This window comes from Xanthomonas sp. NCPPB 2866 (assembly GCF_041475745.2).
Taxonomy (GTDB): domain Bacteria; phylum Pseudomonadota; class Gammaproteobacteria; order Xanthomonadales; family Xanthomonadaceae; genus Xanthomonas; species Xanthomonas arboricola.
The window spans coordinates 4263534-4278311 of sequence record NZ_CM192975.1; the positions used below are offsets into that span (position 1 = coordinate 4263534).

Below are 14778 nucleotides of genomic sequence, written 5' to 3' on the forward strand. Positions count from 1 at the left end.
GTTGGGGAATCAGGCAAGAAGGCACTCATGTTGAACCGACTTCGTACGGTCGTCGCTGCGGCGATGCTGACCGTCGCGACCTACGCTGCCGCGCAAGCGGTGGGCGAGCATCCAGAGACTTACGTGGTCCGCAAGGGCGATACCCTGTGGGACATCGCTGGACGTTTCCTGCAAAAACCCTGGTTGTGGCCGGAAATCTGGCAGGCCAACCCGCAGATCCAGAATCCGCACCTGATCTATCCCGGTGACGTGATCAGCCTGGCCTACCTGGATCGCGTCGCCAAGGGCACCGTCCAGCCCGGTCCGCGCCAGGAAGCGCCGATCAATGCGATTCCGCTGGCCGATGTCGAGCCGTTCCTAAAGAACCTGCGCGTCACCGACGACTTCGACCAGCTGCCGTATGTGGTGGGCCTGGAAGGCGGCCGCGCGCGCGCCACCACCGGTCAGGTGGCCTATGTGGTCGGCCTGGACGATGCACAGCCGGGCCAGCGTTTTGCGGTGGTGCGCCCGACGGTGAAGTTCAGCCTGCCCAAGCACAACGAAGACCTCGATGCGGCCGGCAACATCACCGCAGGCGCCGGCAACATCTGGAAGAACTACATCGCGCCGAGCACGCGCCGCGAGTTCCTCGGCTACGAACTGGCGCAGGTCAACGTCGGCACCATCACGCGCAGCGCGGCGGGCGGCAACTCCAAGGCGGCCACCCTGCTGCTGCAGGACAGCGGCCGCGAAGTGCGCGCCGGCGATCGCATCGTCGCCGTCGAGGCGCAGCCCTACGACCTGCAGTTCATCCCGCATCCGCCGTCGGAACAGGCCCTGCAGACCGAATTGCGGGTACTGGCCATCTCCGATGCCTTCACCGTCGGCGGCACCCGCGACGTGATCGCCATCTCCGGCGGTGCCCGCGAAGGCATCAACAACGGCACGGTGTTCTCGATCTGGCGCAAGGGCCGCACGGTCAGCGACCGCGTCAAGCACTCGCGCTTCTCGCGGACCGACGACGACTTCAGCGGCCCGGCCGGCTCCACCGTCGGCCTGCCCGACGAATACGCCTCGCACGCGATGGTGTTCCGCACCTTCGACAAGGTCAGCTATGCGCTGGTGATGGAAAGCGTCAAACCGACCGGCCTGGGCTACTTCGTCAAGCATCCCGACGCGCAGTAAGCGAAAATTCCGATGCGGTAATACGACGGCGCCTGAGGGCGCCGTCGGCGTTTGCGGTTCAGGCTGGACGCATGGCCCTCCCCACTTCCGACCTGCGCGCGCTCCTGACCCTGCTCCTGGCGGGCGGCCGCAGCCCGCCGCGCCACGCGCTGCTGGACTGCTTCGCCAGCCCGGCCGAGCTACTGGCGGCCGGGCCAGAAGCCTGGCTTGCCGCCGGCTGCGACGAGTTGCAGGCGGCCCGGCTGCAGACTCCCGATGCGCGCGCCCTGGACGCCGCCCTGCAGTGGTGCGAGCAGCCCCGCCATCACCTGATCGGCCTGAACGATCCCGACTACCCCGCCCTGCTGCGCCACATCGTCAATCCGCCGCTGGCCCTGTTCGTGGACGGCGACCCGAACGCGCTCTGGCACCCAGGCGTGGCCGTGGTCGGCAGCCGCTCCGCCACCGCCGGCGGCCGCGACCACACCCGCGCGTTCGCCTCCGGCCTGGCCGGCGCCGGGTTGGCCATCGTCAGCGGCATGGCCGCCGGCGTGGACGCGATCGCACACGAGGCCGCGCTTGCCCGTGCCGGGGCCATCACCGTGGCGGTGGTGGGCACCGGCGCGGATGTGGCCTACCCGGCAAATCACCACTCCCTGCGCGATCGCATCGCCGCGCGTGGCGCGGTGGTCAGCGAATACCTGCCCGGCACCGGGCCGGTCGCGGGGCACTTCCCGGCCCGCAACCGGATCATCGCCGGGCTGGCCCTGGGCACCCTGGTGGTGGAAGCGGCCATGCGCTCGGGCGCGCTGATCACCGCGCGGCTGGCGGCGGAGGCCGGGCGCGAGGTGTTCGCCCTGCCCGGCTCGCTGCACAATCCGCTCGCGCGGGGCTGCCATCACCTGATCCGGCAGGGCGCCACCCTGGCCCAGGAGCCGGCCCAGGTCATCGACGGCCTGCGACTGCTGTCGGGCGAACTGGCAAGCGCCTTGCGCCAGCGCCTGGCCGCCCCCACTGATCAGGCCAGGACACCGCCGCAAGCCGGCCCGGCGCGCCCGGATCCGGACTACCAGCGCTTGTGGCAGGCGCTGGGCCACGACCCAACCCCTATGGATTCCCTGGTCGAACGCACCGGATTGACGGCCGCCGCGCTGTCCTCCATGCTGCTCATCATGGAACTGGAGGGAGACGTGGTCACCGAGCACGGTCGCTATACCCGCAATCCCTAGTTTCTTCACCTCCACAGCGTCGCGCGACGCAGGCCGAGGGGCAATGAAAGAGAGCATTCTTGATGTACTGCTGTACCTGTTCGAACATTATTTCAGCGAAGATGCGGACCTGGTCCGCGACCGTGACTCGCTTCAGAATGGCCTGATCCAGGCCGGTTTCAGCCCCGCAGAAATCAGCAAAGCCTTCGATTGGCTGGACGCGCTCTCCGAGCAGCGGCCCAGCGTGGCGCGCCCGCATGTCGATGGACCGGTACGCATCTACCACGGCCCGGAGCTGGACAAGCTCGATGTGGACTGCCGTGGATTCCTGCTGTTCCTGGAGCAACACCGCATCCTCGACGCCGACCAGCGCGAGCTGGTGCTGGATCGCGCCATGGCGCTGGACCAGGACGAACTGGACCTGGACGACCTCAAATGGGTGGTCTTGATGGTGTTGTTCAACCAGCCGGGTGCCGAAGCGGCCTACGCCTGGATGGAAACGCAGATGTTCCTGGACGAGCCTGAACCCGTACACTGAGACGGAAGCCGCAACGGACGCGTGCGAGGGGACGGCAATGAGTAGTTGGTATTACGCCGAGGGCAACCGCCACCGGCGTGGCCCGGTGGCCGACGAGGCCTTGCTGGCGCTGTATCGCGATCACGCGATTGCACTGGACACCCTGGTCTGGCGCGAAGGATTTGCCCGATGGGTGCCGCTGTCTGCATGCGCCGACGAGCTCGGGCCACCGATTTCCACCGATCTGCGCGCCGCAGCGCTGCCGCCGCCCCTGCCGTCGTTTCCGCCAGCGGCTGTTCACAACGCACCCGCCAGTGCACCCTCTTCGTCAGCACATCGCCTGCCTGGCAACGGGCCGGGGTGGCCGCTGGCGTTGGTGCTGGGCGCGGTGGTGGGCATGTTCGTGCTGGTGGCGATGATCGGCATCCTGGCGGCGATCGCGCTGCCGGCATACCAGGACTACACCACGCGTACCAAGGTCGCCCAGGCGATCGCGGCGCTGACGCCCCTGAAGCCGCAGATCGCCGAATTTCTCGCGCAGCAAGGCCGTTGCCTGGTCAACGGCGACGCCGGCTTTCTCGCGCCCGAGCAGTATGCAAACGATGTCCTGAGCGGCGTGCGGATCGGCCGTTTCGACACCACCAACTGCGGAGTCGAGGCGCTGCTGCATGCGCCGAAAATGACGAGGATCGACGGCAAGGCGCTGTGGCTGGATTTCGACGCGGACGCCGGCAGCTGGCAGTGCAGCTCCGAGATCGACGACAACCAACTTCCGCCGGACTGCCGCGGCTAGTCAATCGCTCTACGCAAGGGGACTTCAATGACGCAGTGGTATTACGCCGACGCACAACGCGAGCGCCAGGGGCCGGTGGACACGGACACGCTTCGCGCGCGCCTGTCGGAAGGCCTGATCGATGCATCCAGCCTGGTCTGGCGCGAAGGCTTTCCGCAGTGGGTGGCACTTGGCGAGGTCATGGCCGAGCTGGGGATCGACACCGCCGTTCCAGCGCCCGCCGCGCCGAGCGTCGGAGATGCGCCGGTGAACGTTGCGCACAGCGAGCCGCAGGCGACGGTTCACCCGACCAGCGTCGCGGTGGATCACACGCCTGCCGCAGATGCGCCGTTTGCCGGCCCGGCGGCAGACGCTGCGCTCGGGCGGTCCGACTCCGGCCTTGCCGATCACCCTCCCGTAGCCGACCACCTGCAGCGTCCGCCGAGCGGGCAGGCTGCGCTGACAGATCCAGCGGCGTGGCTCACCACGCCGGCAGACCCTGCGGTAACCCCGGCGGCATCGAGCCCGCTCCTGACCGACACCTCCCACGCGCCTGCAACACCCGCGCATGCCGTGTCGCAACCACCGGCCGGCGCGCCGCTTCCAAGCGCCTGGGATTCCGTCGCCGCGCCCGCGGCAAGCGTCGCATTGCACGATGCCCCGGTCGTCTACGCCGGCCTGTGGCGGCGCGTGGCCGCCAGCATCCTGGACAGCCTGATCACCAGCTTTGCGGTGTACCTGATCGTGATCCCGCTGGTGTTCGTCGTGGCGCTGGCGACCAGCCGGGGTGATTCCGGCTCGGCGCTGGACGACGGCAGCGCGCTCAGCATCGCCATCCTGGTGATGTCCTACGGCATCGGCCTGGCGATCCCGACGCTGTATTTCGCCTGGATGCAGTCCAGCCGGCACCAGGCCAGCCTGGGCAAGCTCGCCTGCGGCATCAAGCTGGTGCGCGCCGACAGCAACGGCGGCCGGGTCGGTTTCTGGCGCAATGTGCTGCGCTACTTGGCCTACATGCTGATCAGCGTGCTCACCCTGGGCATCGGCGTGGTCGTGGCCGCGTTCATGGCCGGCATGACCGCGCGCAAGCAGGCTCCGCACGACAAGGTCTGCGACACCCTGGTGGTGGACCGCTGGGCGTTTACGGATCACCCGGAGCGCCAATCCAGGGGTCTGGACACGGTCACCATCGTGGTGCTGGCCATTTATGCGGTGATGCTGGTGATCTCGGTAGTGGTGGTGGGCTTCATGCTGGCCGCCATCGGAATGAGCCAGAGCTAGCAGTTGGCAGCCCTGGCCGCTTGACACGGCGGCGTCCGCCGTGATCTTTCTAATAAGAGAACTGAACGCCCGGGCTCGTTTCCCGGGCGTTGACCTGTGGGAAACGGTCGATCTGCTTCCCTCCACCGGCCAATTAGGCCACGCTACCCGCCCCCCGGGCCCTGCCCAAAGAATTCGCCACCATGCCCAAGCACCTGCTCATCGTCGAATCGCCTGCCAAGGCCAAGACGATCAATAAATACCTCGGCAAGGACTTCACCGTCCTGGCCTCGTATGGGCACGTGCGCGATCTCGTCCCCAAGGAAGGCGCGGTCGATCCGGACAACGGCTTCGCAATGCGCTACGACCTGATCGAGAAGAACGAGAAGCATGTCGAAGCCATTGCACGCGCGGCCAAGAGCGCCGACGACATCTATCTGGCGACCGACCCGGACCGCGAGGGCGAGGCGATCAGCTGGCACATTGCCGAGATCCTGAAAGAGCGCGGGCTGCTCAAGGACAAGACGATGCAGCGGGTGGTGTTCACCGAGATCACCCCGCGCGCGATCAAGGAAGCCATGCTCAAGCCGCGCGCGATCGCGGCCGATCTGGTCGATGCGCAGCAGGCCCGTCGCGCGCTCGACTACCTGGTCGGCTTCAACCTGTCGCCGGTGCTGTGGCGCAAGGTGCAGCGCGGCCTGTCGGCTGGCCGCGTGCAGTCGCCGGCGCTGCGCATGATCGTCGAGCGCGAAGAAGAGATCGAAGCCTTCATCGCGCGCGAGTACTGGTCCATCGATGCGCATTGCCGGCATCCGTCGCAGCCGTTCAATGCGCGCCTGATCAAGCTGGACGGGCAGAAGTTCGAGCAGTTCACCGTCACCGACGGCGACACCGCCGAAGCGGCGCGGCTGCGCATCCAGCAGGCCGCGCAAGGCGTGCTGCATGTCACCGATGTGGCCAGCAAGGAGCGCAAGCGTCGCCCTGCCCCGCCGTTCACCACCTCCACGCTGCAGCAGGAAGCCTCGCGCAAGCTCGGCTTCACCACCCGCAAGACCATGCAGGTGGCGCAGAAGCTGTACGAAGGCGTGGCGCTGGGCGACGAAGGCTCGGTCGGTCTGATCAGCTATATGCGTACCGACTCGGTGAACCTGTCGCAGGACGCGCTGTCGGAAATCCGCGATGTGATCGCGCGCGATTTCGGCACCGCCTCGTTGCCGGACCAGCCTAACGCCTACACCACCAAATCCAAGAACGCGCAGGAAGCGCATGAGGCGGTGCGCCCGACCTCGGCGCTGCGCACCCCGGCGCAGGTGGCGCGCTTCCTGTCCGACGACGAGCGCCGCCTGTACGAGTTGATCTGGCGCCGCGCCGTGGCCTGCCAGATGATCCCGGCCACGCTCAACACCGTCAGCGTCGATCTGTCGGCCGGCAGCGAGCACGTGTTCCGCGCCAGCGGCACCACCGTGGTGGTGCCCGGCTTCCTGGCGGTCTACGAGGAAGGCAAGGACACCAAGAGCAGCGAGGACGAGGACGAAGGCCGCAAGCTGCCGCTGATGAAGGCCGGCGACAACATCCCGCTGGACCGCATCGTCACCGACCAGCATTTCACCCAGCCGCCGCCGCGCTTCACTGAAGCGGCACTGGTCAAGGCATTGGAGGAATACGGCATCGGCCGGCCGTCCACCTACGCCTCGATCATCCAGACCCTGCAGTTCCGCAAGTACGTGGAAATGGAAGGCCGCAGCTTCCGCCCCACCGACGTGGGCCGCGCGGTGTCCAAGTTCCTGTCCGGGCATTTCACCCGTTACGTGGATTACGACTTCACCGCCAAGCTCGAAGACGACCTGGATGCGGTCTCGCGTGGCGAGGAAGAGTGGATCCCGCTGATGGAGAAGTTCTGGGGCCCGTTCAAGGAACTGGTCGAGGACAAGAAGGATTCGCTGGACAAGACCGACGCCGGCAGCGTGCGCGTGCTGGGCACCGACCCGGTCAGCGGCAAGGAAGTCAGCGCGCGCATCGGCCGGTTTGGTCCGATGGTGCAGATCGGCACCGTCGAGGACGAGGAAAAGCCGACCTTCGCATCGCTGCGGCCGGGCCAGAGCATCTATTCGATCTCCATCGAAGATGCGCTGGAGCTGTTCAAGATGCCGCGCGCGCTGGGCCAGGACAAGGACCAGGACGTCAGCGTCGGTATCGGCCGGTTCGGCCCGTTCGCACGCCGCGGCAGCGTCTATGCCTCGCTGAAGAAGGAAGACGACCCGTACACCATCGATCTGGAGCGCGCGGTGTTCCTGATCGAGGAGAAGGAAGAGATCGCGCGCAACCGCGTGATCAAGGACTTCGAAGGCAGCGACATCCAGGTGCTCAACGGCCGCTTCGGCCCGTACATCAGCGATGGCAAGCTCAATGGCAAGATCCCCAAGGATCGCGAGCCGGCGTCGCTGACGTTCGAGGAAGTGCAGCAGCTGCTGGCCGATACCGGCAAGCCGGTGCGCAAGGGCTTCGGCGCCAAGAAGGCCACGCTCAAGAAGAACGCGGTGAAGGATTCGGCCAAGGAGGCCAAGGACGCCGCAGCCAAGAAGACCGCGGTAAAGAAAACCGCCACCAAGACCGCGGCGAAGAAGGCGCCGGCCAAGAAGGCCGCTGCCAAGAAGGCCACCAAGCGCGTGGTCAAGAAGACCGCGAGCAAGGCCGCAAGCTAAGACCGCCACATGCACACGCTCAGCCTGGACAGCGCCGTCGCCACCCTGACCCGGGGCGGCGTGATCGCCTATCCCACCGAAGCGGTGTGGGGGCTGGGCTGCGACCCGCGCCAGCAGGACGCCGTGCTGCGACTGCTGGAGATCAAACGCCGCCCGGTCGACAAGGGCGTGATCGTTGTGGCCGCCAGCGTGGATGTGCTGCACGACTGGGTGGATCTGGACGCGCTGGCGCCGGCCCGCAAGCAGGAGGTGCTGGCCAGCTGGCCAGGCCCGCATACCTGGATCCTGCCGATCACCGCCCAGGCGCCGCGCTGGGTCACCGGCGCGCATGACGGGCTGGCGGTGCGCATCAGCGCACACCCGCTGGTCGCCGCGCTCTGTGCGGCCTGGGGCGGCCCGTTGGTGTCCACCAGCGCCAACCTGGCCGGCGAACCACCCGCGCGCAGCCGCCAGGCGCTGGACCCGGCCCTGCTGGCCAGCATCGACGGGGTGACGGATGGCGAGGTGGGCGCATTGGCGCAACCGACCCAGATCCGCGACGCCCGCAGCGGACAGATCCTGCGCGACTGAGCAGTCGCCACGCGCCGCCTGTCGGCGCGCTTGGCCATGAACACCGCCTGCCCCTTTGCCCACAGCCGGGTAGACGCGCACACTGCGGCCATGCGTACCGTCCTGACCCTTCTGTTGCTGGCCACCGCGCTGCCTGCGTCGGCGGCCAGTACCGCCAGCAAACCGGATCCGAATGTGCGGATCTACCGCTGCGTCAGCAGCACCGGCACCGTCGCCTTGCAGGATGCGCCATGCAGCAGCGGCCGCCAGCAGGTGCTGGACCTGCAGCGCCCGCAGGATCCGCCGCCGCAACCGCAGCGCACCGTTGCCGCCCCGGCCGCCGTCGCGACGCAGCCACCTCGCGAGGTGCGCATCGTCACCGTGCAGCCGCCACAGCCGATGTACGAGTGCACCACCGAAGACGGCAACCGCTATACCAGCGACAGCCCGGAAGGCAATCCGCGCTGGGTGCCGACCTGGGGCCCGGCCTATGTGGGCAACGGCATTGCCCCGCCGGTCAGCGGCGGCGGCATCCAGCGCCCGCCGATTTCGGTCCGCCCACGCCCGGCGGTCTCGGCGCAGGGAAGCGCCGGTCGCGGTGGAAGCCTGCGCGGCAGCGCAAGCTTCGGCGACGGCGGTTATCAGGGCGGCTACAACGGCGGCGGCTACGGCGGCACGGTGATCGTGCCGTACGGCAACGTGCAGATCCGCGACGAATGCCATGCCCTGCCCGAACAGGAAGTCTGCGCGCGCCTGGCCGACCGTCGCTGGGAACTGATCCGCCGCTACAACAATGCCCTGCAGAGCGAGCGCCAGGATCTCAGCCGCGAACAGCGCGGTATCGACGCGCGCCTGCAGCGCGATTGCGGCGGCGCATGAGGCGCTGGCCGTGGGCGGTATTGCTGGCGTGTGCCTCGGTGGCCGGCGCACAGGAAGTGGCGATCTACCGGTGCACCGACTCCAGCGGCGCGCTTACCGTGCAGAACATGCCCTGCCCGAAAGGCATGCAGCAGCAGAAGAAACTGATGACGGCACCGGCCGCGGTACCGTTGACGGCGGGTGGATTAGGCGCAGCATCGCCTGCGCGTAGCACGCCCGCTGCGCAGCCCCCCACCATGCCCAAGACCGATGTGCCCGCCGCCGTCCCGGCTGCAACGCCGGCACCGACGCCACCTGCCGCGGCCTCGACCTCCACGCTGCCACCGCCACCCTTGTTCGAATGCACCGCGCACGACAACGGGCGCTATTTCACCGAAGACCGCGAGCCGGCCACGCGCTGCCTGCCGATGCAGACCACCAACCTGGCGGGCGGGCCGGCAACCGGCGGCGGCAGCGCCTGCGAAGTGGTCACCGACCGCTGCGCACCGGTGCCGGACCAGAGCCTGTGCGAGGCCTGGCGCCAGCGTGCCGAGCAGGCCGAATCGACCTGGCGCTTCTCCGACGAGGCGCAAGCGGCCGAGCGCAAGCAGCGCTATTTGCAGATGCGTCGGGTGCTGGACGAAAGCCGCTGCGCGAATCCGTCCGCCACGCCATGACGCTGCAGCCGGCGTGGCAGCGCATGCCAGCCAGTGTGCCGGTGCAGTGCTTGCCGGGCTGATTCTTTCGAGCCACTGCAACCGTTAGCGATCACCGGATGACCTGCGCAGTGCAGCGAGCCGCATGCAAGCAAGCCCGCCGCACTGTCGCCTGCGTTGCGTGCAGACGCGGCGGGCGAACACTGCAGGCGCAGCGACGGTTCGGCGCCTGCCTGCGCAGCTTCCGATGCCATGCGCAGGCACTGTCCGCGCGACCACGCACGCAGGCCTGTCAGAACCCGTAGCGCAGGAAGCCGCCATCCACCGCGATGCATTCGCCGGTGATGTAACTGGCGGCCGGCAGGCACAGGAAACCGACGGCGGCGGCCACTTCTTCCGGTTCGCCGATGCGGCGCATCGGGGTGCGATCGATGACCTGCTCGTAGTAATCCGGATCCGACAACGGCCCGGAGGTGCGACGGGTGCGGATGTACCACGGCGCCACCGCGTTGACGCGGATGCCGTCCTCGGCCCATTCCACCGCCAGGTTGCGGGTCATCTGCTGCAGCGCGGCCTTGGTCATGCCGTACGGCGCGCCGCTGCGCACATGGGTGATGCCGGAGACGCTGCCGACGTTGACGATTGCCGACGCCGCGTGACGGGTCAGCAACGGGTGCGCATAACGCGACAACTCGAAAGCGGCGAACACATTGGTTTCGAAGATGCCGCGCCACTGGTCTTCGGTGTAATCGATCGCCGCGCGGGTGATGTTGCCGCCGGCATTGTTGATCAGCAGGTGCAGGCCATCGGCATGGTCTTCCACCCAATCCAGAATCGCGCGCCGCTCTTCGTCGTCGGCCACATCGGCGGCCAGCCCATGCAGCTCGCGCTCGGGAAATTCCTCGGCCAACTCGTCACGCGCCTGCGCCAGCGCATCGGCATCGCGCGCCACCATCAGCAGATCCGCGCCGAAGGCCAGCAATTCGCGCGCGATGGCAAAGCCAATGCCGGCGCTGGCGCCGGTGATGAGCGCGGTCTGTCCATCCAGCCGCCAACGGTGGGTTGTCACGTGGGTCATCCTCTTTCAAGACGCAGGAAACGGCCGCAGCAGCGCGCTTGACGCATGCCTGCGGCCCGGGCGTTAGGATACCGCCACCCCGAGCGAGGTCACGACGATGAAACGGCATTGGATTCTTGCGATCAGCCTGACGTTGCTGCTGGGCGCCTGTCAGCGGCCGCAACCTGCGCCCACCGAGCGGAAGCCCGAGCCGCAGGCCAATGCCCTGCGCGACCACATCCAGGAACCGTTGAACAAGGCGCACGCAGTGCAGGCGGCAAGCGATCAGGCCGCAGACGATCAACGCAAGGCGATCGATGCGGCCACGCAGTAACCGAAGCCTGCTGTCTGAAGCACGCGCGTTTTTTGTCGACGCAGCAACTGCACGTGCGCGCCTGCGATTGAGCGCAAGACGATCGCTGCACCTGCGCGCACGGCAATCACGCGTGAGGTCGCTCGACCGATGGCTGATTGCCTGTGACCGCGGCGCCGTGCGTTCTGCCATTTTTGCGCTGTTGGCGCGCCCGCATTGCTGCATCGCCTGAGCGCAGATACAACAACGCCGGCACAGGGCCGGCGTTGTCGATCCATCAGGTTGCGAACCTGCCGCGTCAGAAGCCGCAGAAGCAGTACGCCAGCGACTTGACCGGAGTGCCGCCCGCCTTGCTGTCGTGCACGGCGTCTTCGACAAAGCGCAACTGCGTGTCCACTTCCGGCAGCGAGCGCGCCAACAGTGCGCGCGCCATGCCCGAATCGCCCAGCATCCAGGCGCCCATGCGGCTGCCGGCAAATCCGCTCATGAACTGCGAGAACGGCGTCGCCGGCTTTTCCACATAGCGCACGCGGAACTTGCCGCGGCTCAACTTGGCGCGGTCGGCCGCATCGGCCACCGCTTCGGACATGCCGCCGAACGCGTCCACCAGGCCATGCTGCCTGGCCTGCGCACCGCTCCACACGCGGCCGCGTGCGACCTTGTCGATGGCGTCCACCGACTGATGCCGCGCCTGCGCCACCTTGCCGGTGAAGTCGGCGTAGCCCTTGTTGATCACCGCCTGGATCACCTGGCCGGCGGACGGGTCCAGCGGACGGGTGATGTCGAAGGCACCGGCAAAGCGCGTGGTGCCCACGCCATCGGTGTGCACGCCGATCTTGTCCAGCGCGCGGGTCAGGTTGGGCACCATGCCGAAGATGCCGATCGAGCCACTGATGGTCGACGGGTCGGCATAGATGCGATCGGCGTTCATGCTGATCCAGTAACCGCCCGAGGCGGCCAGATCGCCCATCGACACCACCACCGGCTTGCCGGCCTGCTTGAGCGCGACCACCTCGCGACGGATCTGCTCTGAAGCGAACACTTCGCCGCCGGGCGAATCCACACGCAGCACCACCGCCTTGACCTCGTCGTCGTCGCGCGCCTGGCGCAGCAACGCAGCGGTGGACTCGCCACCGATGCGGCCGGCCGGCTGCTCGCCACCACTGATCTCGCCAGCGGCCACCACCACGGCCACCTGCGGACGGCTGTCCATCGGCGAACGCTGCGCCTGCAGCTGGCTCAGATAATCGTTGAAGCCGATGTTGCGAAAGCCGCTGTCGGCATCGCTGTCGGCCACACCGCGCTTGGTCAGCAGCGCGTCGACGTCCTCGCGGGTCTTGAGCCCGTCGACCAGCTTCTGCTGCAGCGCGAACTTGGCCAGATCGCCACCGGCGGCGGCCACACCCTCGGGCAGCGTGTCGATGCCGGCGGTCAGCTGCGCCGGGCTCAGCTTGCGCGCCTTGCCGACATCGGCCAGGTAGCGCTGCCACACGTCGTTCATCCAGAACAGGTCCGCTTCCTTGGCGTCGGCCGAAGCGGCATCGAGAATGTACGGCTCGGCGGCGGACTTGTACTCGCCCACGCGGAACAGATGCACGTCCACGCCGAGCTTGTCCTGCAGGCCCTCGCGGAAATACTGGCGATAACGGCCAAGCCCTTCCAGCAGCACGCTGCCCATCGGGTCGAGATAGACCTCGTTGGCCTGTGCGGCCAGCAGGTACTGGCCCTGGCTCATGCTCTCGCTGAAGGCGACGATCTGCTTGCCAGAGGCGCGCAGCTTCTGCAACGCCGCGGCCACTTCGCGCTGCGAGGCGAAACCGGCGGGCTGAAACTTGTCCAGGTTCAACACCACCCGCTCGATCTTGCGGTCCTTGCCGGCCGCCTCGATCACCCGCACCAGGTCGCGCAGCTGCACTTCCTCGGCGCTCTTGTCACCGACCGCCTTGGCCAGCGACCGGCTCACCGGGTCGGCGCTGAACTGCTCGACCAGCGTGCCTTCGGGGTTGATCACCAGGGTGGTGCGCTCGGCCAGCGGCTTGCTGCCGTCGCCACGCGCGATCGCCACCACAAACAGCAGCAGCACCAGGAACAGGAAGCCGAAGAACACCAGGTTGAAGATCAGGCGCCGGGTGAAATTCATCACATCCCACAGGCCGACGAAGAAACTGGCGATGGGACTGCGACGCACGGGGTGGTTCATGGAAAACTCCGTCGAAAGACGCTGCATACAATTCAATGGTGTCCAGCATACCGGCTGCGCGGCGCGCGCGGCATGCGCTGGAAGTCAGGGGGCCGTGCCGGCAGTCAGCCGCCGGCTGGTCTGCCGGAAGCGCAAGCCCATCAGGACCGACGCCACGGTCAGGCCCAGAATCAGGCCGATCCACATGCCTTGCGGCCCCCAGCCCAGCCCCAGGCCGAGCCCGGCGCCGATCGGCATGCCGACACCCCAGTACGAGAACATCGCCAGGAACATCGGCACACGGGTGTCCTTGAGCCCACGCAGCGCGCCGCTGGAAAGCACCTGGATGCCGTCAGGGAACTGGAACGTGGCGGCAAACAGCAGCAGCACCGAGGCCAGCGCGGCCACCGCCACATCGTCGGTATAGACGCTCACGATGGCATCGTGGCCCAGCAACAGCACGCTGGCCGACAGCGCCTGGGTGCCCAGCACGATGGCGTAACCGGCCCAGGCCGCGCGCCGCATGCCGAGCGGATCGCCGCGCCCGACCGCATGCCCGACCCGCACGGTGGTCGCCTCGGCCACGCCCATCGGAATCATGAAACACAGCTGCGCGACGTTGATCGCAATCTGGTGCGCGGCCGCTTCGGTGGAGCCGAGCCGGCCGATCAGCAAGGCAGTGACGATGAACAGGCCGCCCTCCATCAGCACGGTGATGCCGATCGGCAGACCGGTGCGCAACAGATCGCCGATCGCACGCCAGCGCGGGCCTTCGAAATGGGCGAACAACTGCAGGTGCGCAAACCGGCGCGAGCGCCAAAGATACAGCGCAAACACGCTGGCCTGCACCCACATGGTGACCGCCGAGGCCATGCCCAGGCCCTGCGCACCGTGCTCGGCAAAGCCGAACTTGCCATAGGTCAGCGCATAACCCAGCGGCGCCAGCACCAGCAGGCCGCCAAAGCCCAGCAGCATGGTCGGCAGGGTCCAGTGCATGCCCTCGCTGAGATAGCGCATGCAGAAGTAGAACGTCAGCGCCGGCCCGCCCCAGCGCACCGCGTGCAGGAAGTCGGTCGCGCCCGGCACGATGTCCGGCGCAATCCCGAAGGTGGGCAACAGCGGCGGCACCGCACTGAGGAACGCGAACATCACCGCGCCCAGTCCCAGCGACAGCCACAGGGCCTGGCGGAACAGCGGGCCGATCTCGCGCTCGCGGCCGGCACCGCGCAGCTGCGAGACCGAGGCGGTCAACGAGATCAGCGTGCCGATCGGCACCAGCATCGGCAGCCACAGCAGCGAGGTGCCGATGGTGACCGCCGCCAGCGTGGCGGTGCCGTGGTGACCGGCGATGACGTTATCGACAAATCCGATCAGGCCGGTGGAGACGTGACCGAGTACCAGCGGCAATGCGAGCAGGCCGGTGGTGCGCACTTCCGCGCCGAAACGCGGCGTCGCGGAGGTGGGTACAGGAGAGACAGACATGACAACCGATCGCTGCGCGGACTACGGCCGTGCCGGGAGGCGCTGGCACCGGGTCGCGTGGGGCCGCTATCTTACCCGCACT

General features: G+C 67.7%; 13 protein-coding genes. 10 read left to right on the forward strand and 3 right to left on the reverse strand.

What is annotated here, in order from left to right; all coding sequences use genetic code 11:
• Window positions 1-27 precede the first annotated feature (27 nt).
• From ACCQ04_RS18095 to ACCQ04_RS18135, 9 genes are all read left to right on the forward strand, one after another.
• Window positions 28-1164: a LysM peptidoglycan-binding domain-containing protein gene (locus ACCQ04_RS18095; RefSeq protein ID WP_102250988.1), complete on the forward strand. Its 1137-nt coding sequence runs from the start codon at window positions 28-30 to the stop codon at window positions 1162-1164.
• Between the two features lie 71 nt (window positions 1165-1235).
• Window positions 1236-2372, forward strand: a complete 1137-nt coding sequence (dprA, locus tag ACCQ04_RS18100; RefSeq protein ID WP_046344682.1) for a DNA-processing protein DprA — start codon at window positions 1236-1238, stop codon at window positions 2370-2372.
• Between the two features lie 43 nt (window positions 2373-2415).
• A complete protein-coding gene (locus ACCQ04_RS18105; RefSeq protein WP_003484452.1) occupies window positions 2416-2889 on the forward strand; it encodes a DUF494 family protein in 474 nt (157 codons plus the stop codon).
• Window positions 2890-2926: 37 nt separating this feature from the next.
• Window positions 2927-3661 carry a pilin gene (locus tag ACCQ04_RS18110; RefSeq protein ID WP_226427533.1) on the forward strand — a complete coding sequence of 245 codons (735 nt, stop codon included), beginning with the start codon at window positions 2927-2929 and terminating at the stop codon, window positions 3659-3661.
• Window positions 3662-3688: 27 nt separating this feature from the next.
• A complete protein-coding gene (locus tag ACCQ04_RS18115; RefSeq protein ID WP_226427534.1) occupies window positions 3689-4921 on the forward strand; it encodes an RDD family protein in 1233 nt (410 codons plus the stop codon).
• 182 nt (window positions 4922-5103) lie between these two features.
• Window positions 5104-7602: a DNA topoisomerase I gene (locus ACCQ04_RS18120; RefSeq protein ID WP_226427535.1), complete on the forward strand. Its 2499-nt coding sequence runs from the start codon at window positions 5104-5106 to the stop codon at window positions 7600-7602.
• A gap of 9 nt (window positions 7603-7611) precedes the next feature.
• Window positions 7612-8172, forward strand: coding sequence for an L-threonylcarbamoyladenylate synthase type 1 TsaC (tsaC, locus tag ACCQ04_RS18125; protein WP_226427536.1), 561 nt, complete (start codon window positions 7612-7614; stop codon window positions 8170-8172).
• Between the two features lie 90 nt (window positions 8173-8262).
• Window positions 8263-9030, forward strand: a complete 768-nt coding sequence (locus ACCQ04_RS18130; protein ID WP_226427537.1) for a DUF4124 domain-containing protein — start codon at window positions 8263-8265, stop codon at window positions 9028-9030.
• Window positions 9027-9686 carry a DUF4124 domain-containing protein gene (locus ACCQ04_RS18135; protein WP_226427538.1) on the forward strand — a complete coding sequence of 220 codons (660 nt, stop codon included), beginning with the start codon at window positions 9027-9029 and terminating at the stop codon, window positions 9684-9686. The genes ACCQ04_RS18130 and ACCQ04_RS18135 overlap by 4 nt, the downstream gene beginning before the upstream one ends.
• Window positions 9687-9957: 271 nt before the next feature.
• On the opposite strand, the gene ACCQ04_RS18140 is transcribed toward ACCQ04_RS18135, so the two are convergent.
• Window positions 9958-10734: an SDR family oxidoreductase gene (locus ACCQ04_RS18140; protein ID WP_047129492.1), complete on the reverse strand. Its 777-nt coding sequence runs from the start codon at window positions 10732-10734 to the stop codon at window positions 9958-9960.
• 106 nt (window positions 10735-10840) lie between these two features.
• Between ACCQ04_RS18140 and ACCQ04_RS18145 the strand changes: the two genes are divergently transcribed.
• Window positions 10841-11056, forward strand: coding sequence for a hypothetical protein (locus tag ACCQ04_RS18145; protein ID WP_226427539.1), 216 nt, complete (start codon window positions 10841-10843; stop codon window positions 11054-11056).
• Between the two features lie 277 nt (window positions 11057-11333).
• Here the strand turns inward: ACCQ04_RS18145 and sppA are convergent, their stop codons facing one another.
• Together sppA and ACCQ04_RS18155 are read right to left on the reverse strand one after the other, a co-directional pair.
• Window positions 11334-13235, reverse strand: a complete 1902-nt coding sequence (sppA, locus tag ACCQ04_RS18150; protein WP_226427540.1) for a signal peptide peptidase SppA — start codon at window positions 13233-13235, stop codon at window positions 11334-11336.
• Between the two features lie 84 nt (window positions 13236-13319).
• Window positions 13320-14696: an MATE family efflux transporter gene (locus ACCQ04_RS18155; protein ID WP_054591083.1), complete on the reverse strand. Its 1377-nt coding sequence runs from the start codon at window positions 14694-14696 to the stop codon at window positions 13320-13322.
• Between the last annotated feature and the right edge of the window lie 82 nt (window positions 14697-14778).

Coding starts and splice junctions, on each gene's coding strand:
- ACCQ04_RS18135 (WP_226427538.1), top strand. CDS start 9,027: ATGAGGCGCTGGCCGTGGGCGGTATTGCTGGCGTGTGCCTCGGTGGCC.
- ACCQ04_RS18115 (WP_226427534.1), top strand. CDS start 3,689: ATGACGCAGTGGTATTACGCCGACGCACAACGCGAGCGCCAGGGGCCG.
- dprA (WP_046344682.1), top strand. CDS start 1,236: ATGGCCCTCCCCACTTCCGACCTGCGCGCGCTCCTGACCCTGCTCCTG.
- ACCQ04_RS18120 (WP_226427535.1), top strand. CDS start 5,104: ATGCCCAAGCACCTGCTCATCGTCGAATCGCCTGCCAAGGCCAAGACG.
- ACCQ04_RS18130 (WP_226427537.1), top strand. CDS start 8,263: ATGCGTACCGTCCTGACCCTTCTGTTGCTGGCCACCGCGCTGCCTGCG.
- ACCQ04_RS18155 (WP_054591083.1), bottom strand. CDS start 14,696: ATGTCTGTCTCTCCTGTACCCACCTCCGCGACGCCGCGTTTCGGCGCG.
- ACCQ04_RS18145 (WP_226427539.1), top strand. CDS start 10,841: ATGAAACGGCATTGGATTCTTGCGATCAGCCTGACGTTGCTGCTGGGC.
- ACCQ04_RS18095 (WP_102250988.1), top strand. CDS start 28: ATGTTGAACCGACTTCGTACGGTCGTCGCTGCGGCGATGCTGACCGTC.
- ACCQ04_RS18105 (WP_003484452.1), top strand. CDS start 2,416: ATGAAAGAGAGCATTCTTGATGTACTGCTGTACCTGTTCGAACATTAT.
- tsaC (WP_226427536.1), top strand. CDS start 7,612: ATGCACACGCTCAGCCTGGACAGCGCCGTCGCCACCCTGACCCGGGGC.
- sppA (WP_226427540.1), bottom strand. CDS start 13,235: ATGAACCACCCCGTGCGTCGCAGTCCCATCGCCAGTTTCTTCGTCGGC.
- ACCQ04_RS18110 (WP_226427533.1), top strand. CDS start 2,927: ATGAGTAGTTGGTATTACGCCGAGGGCAACCGCCACCGGCGTGGCCCG.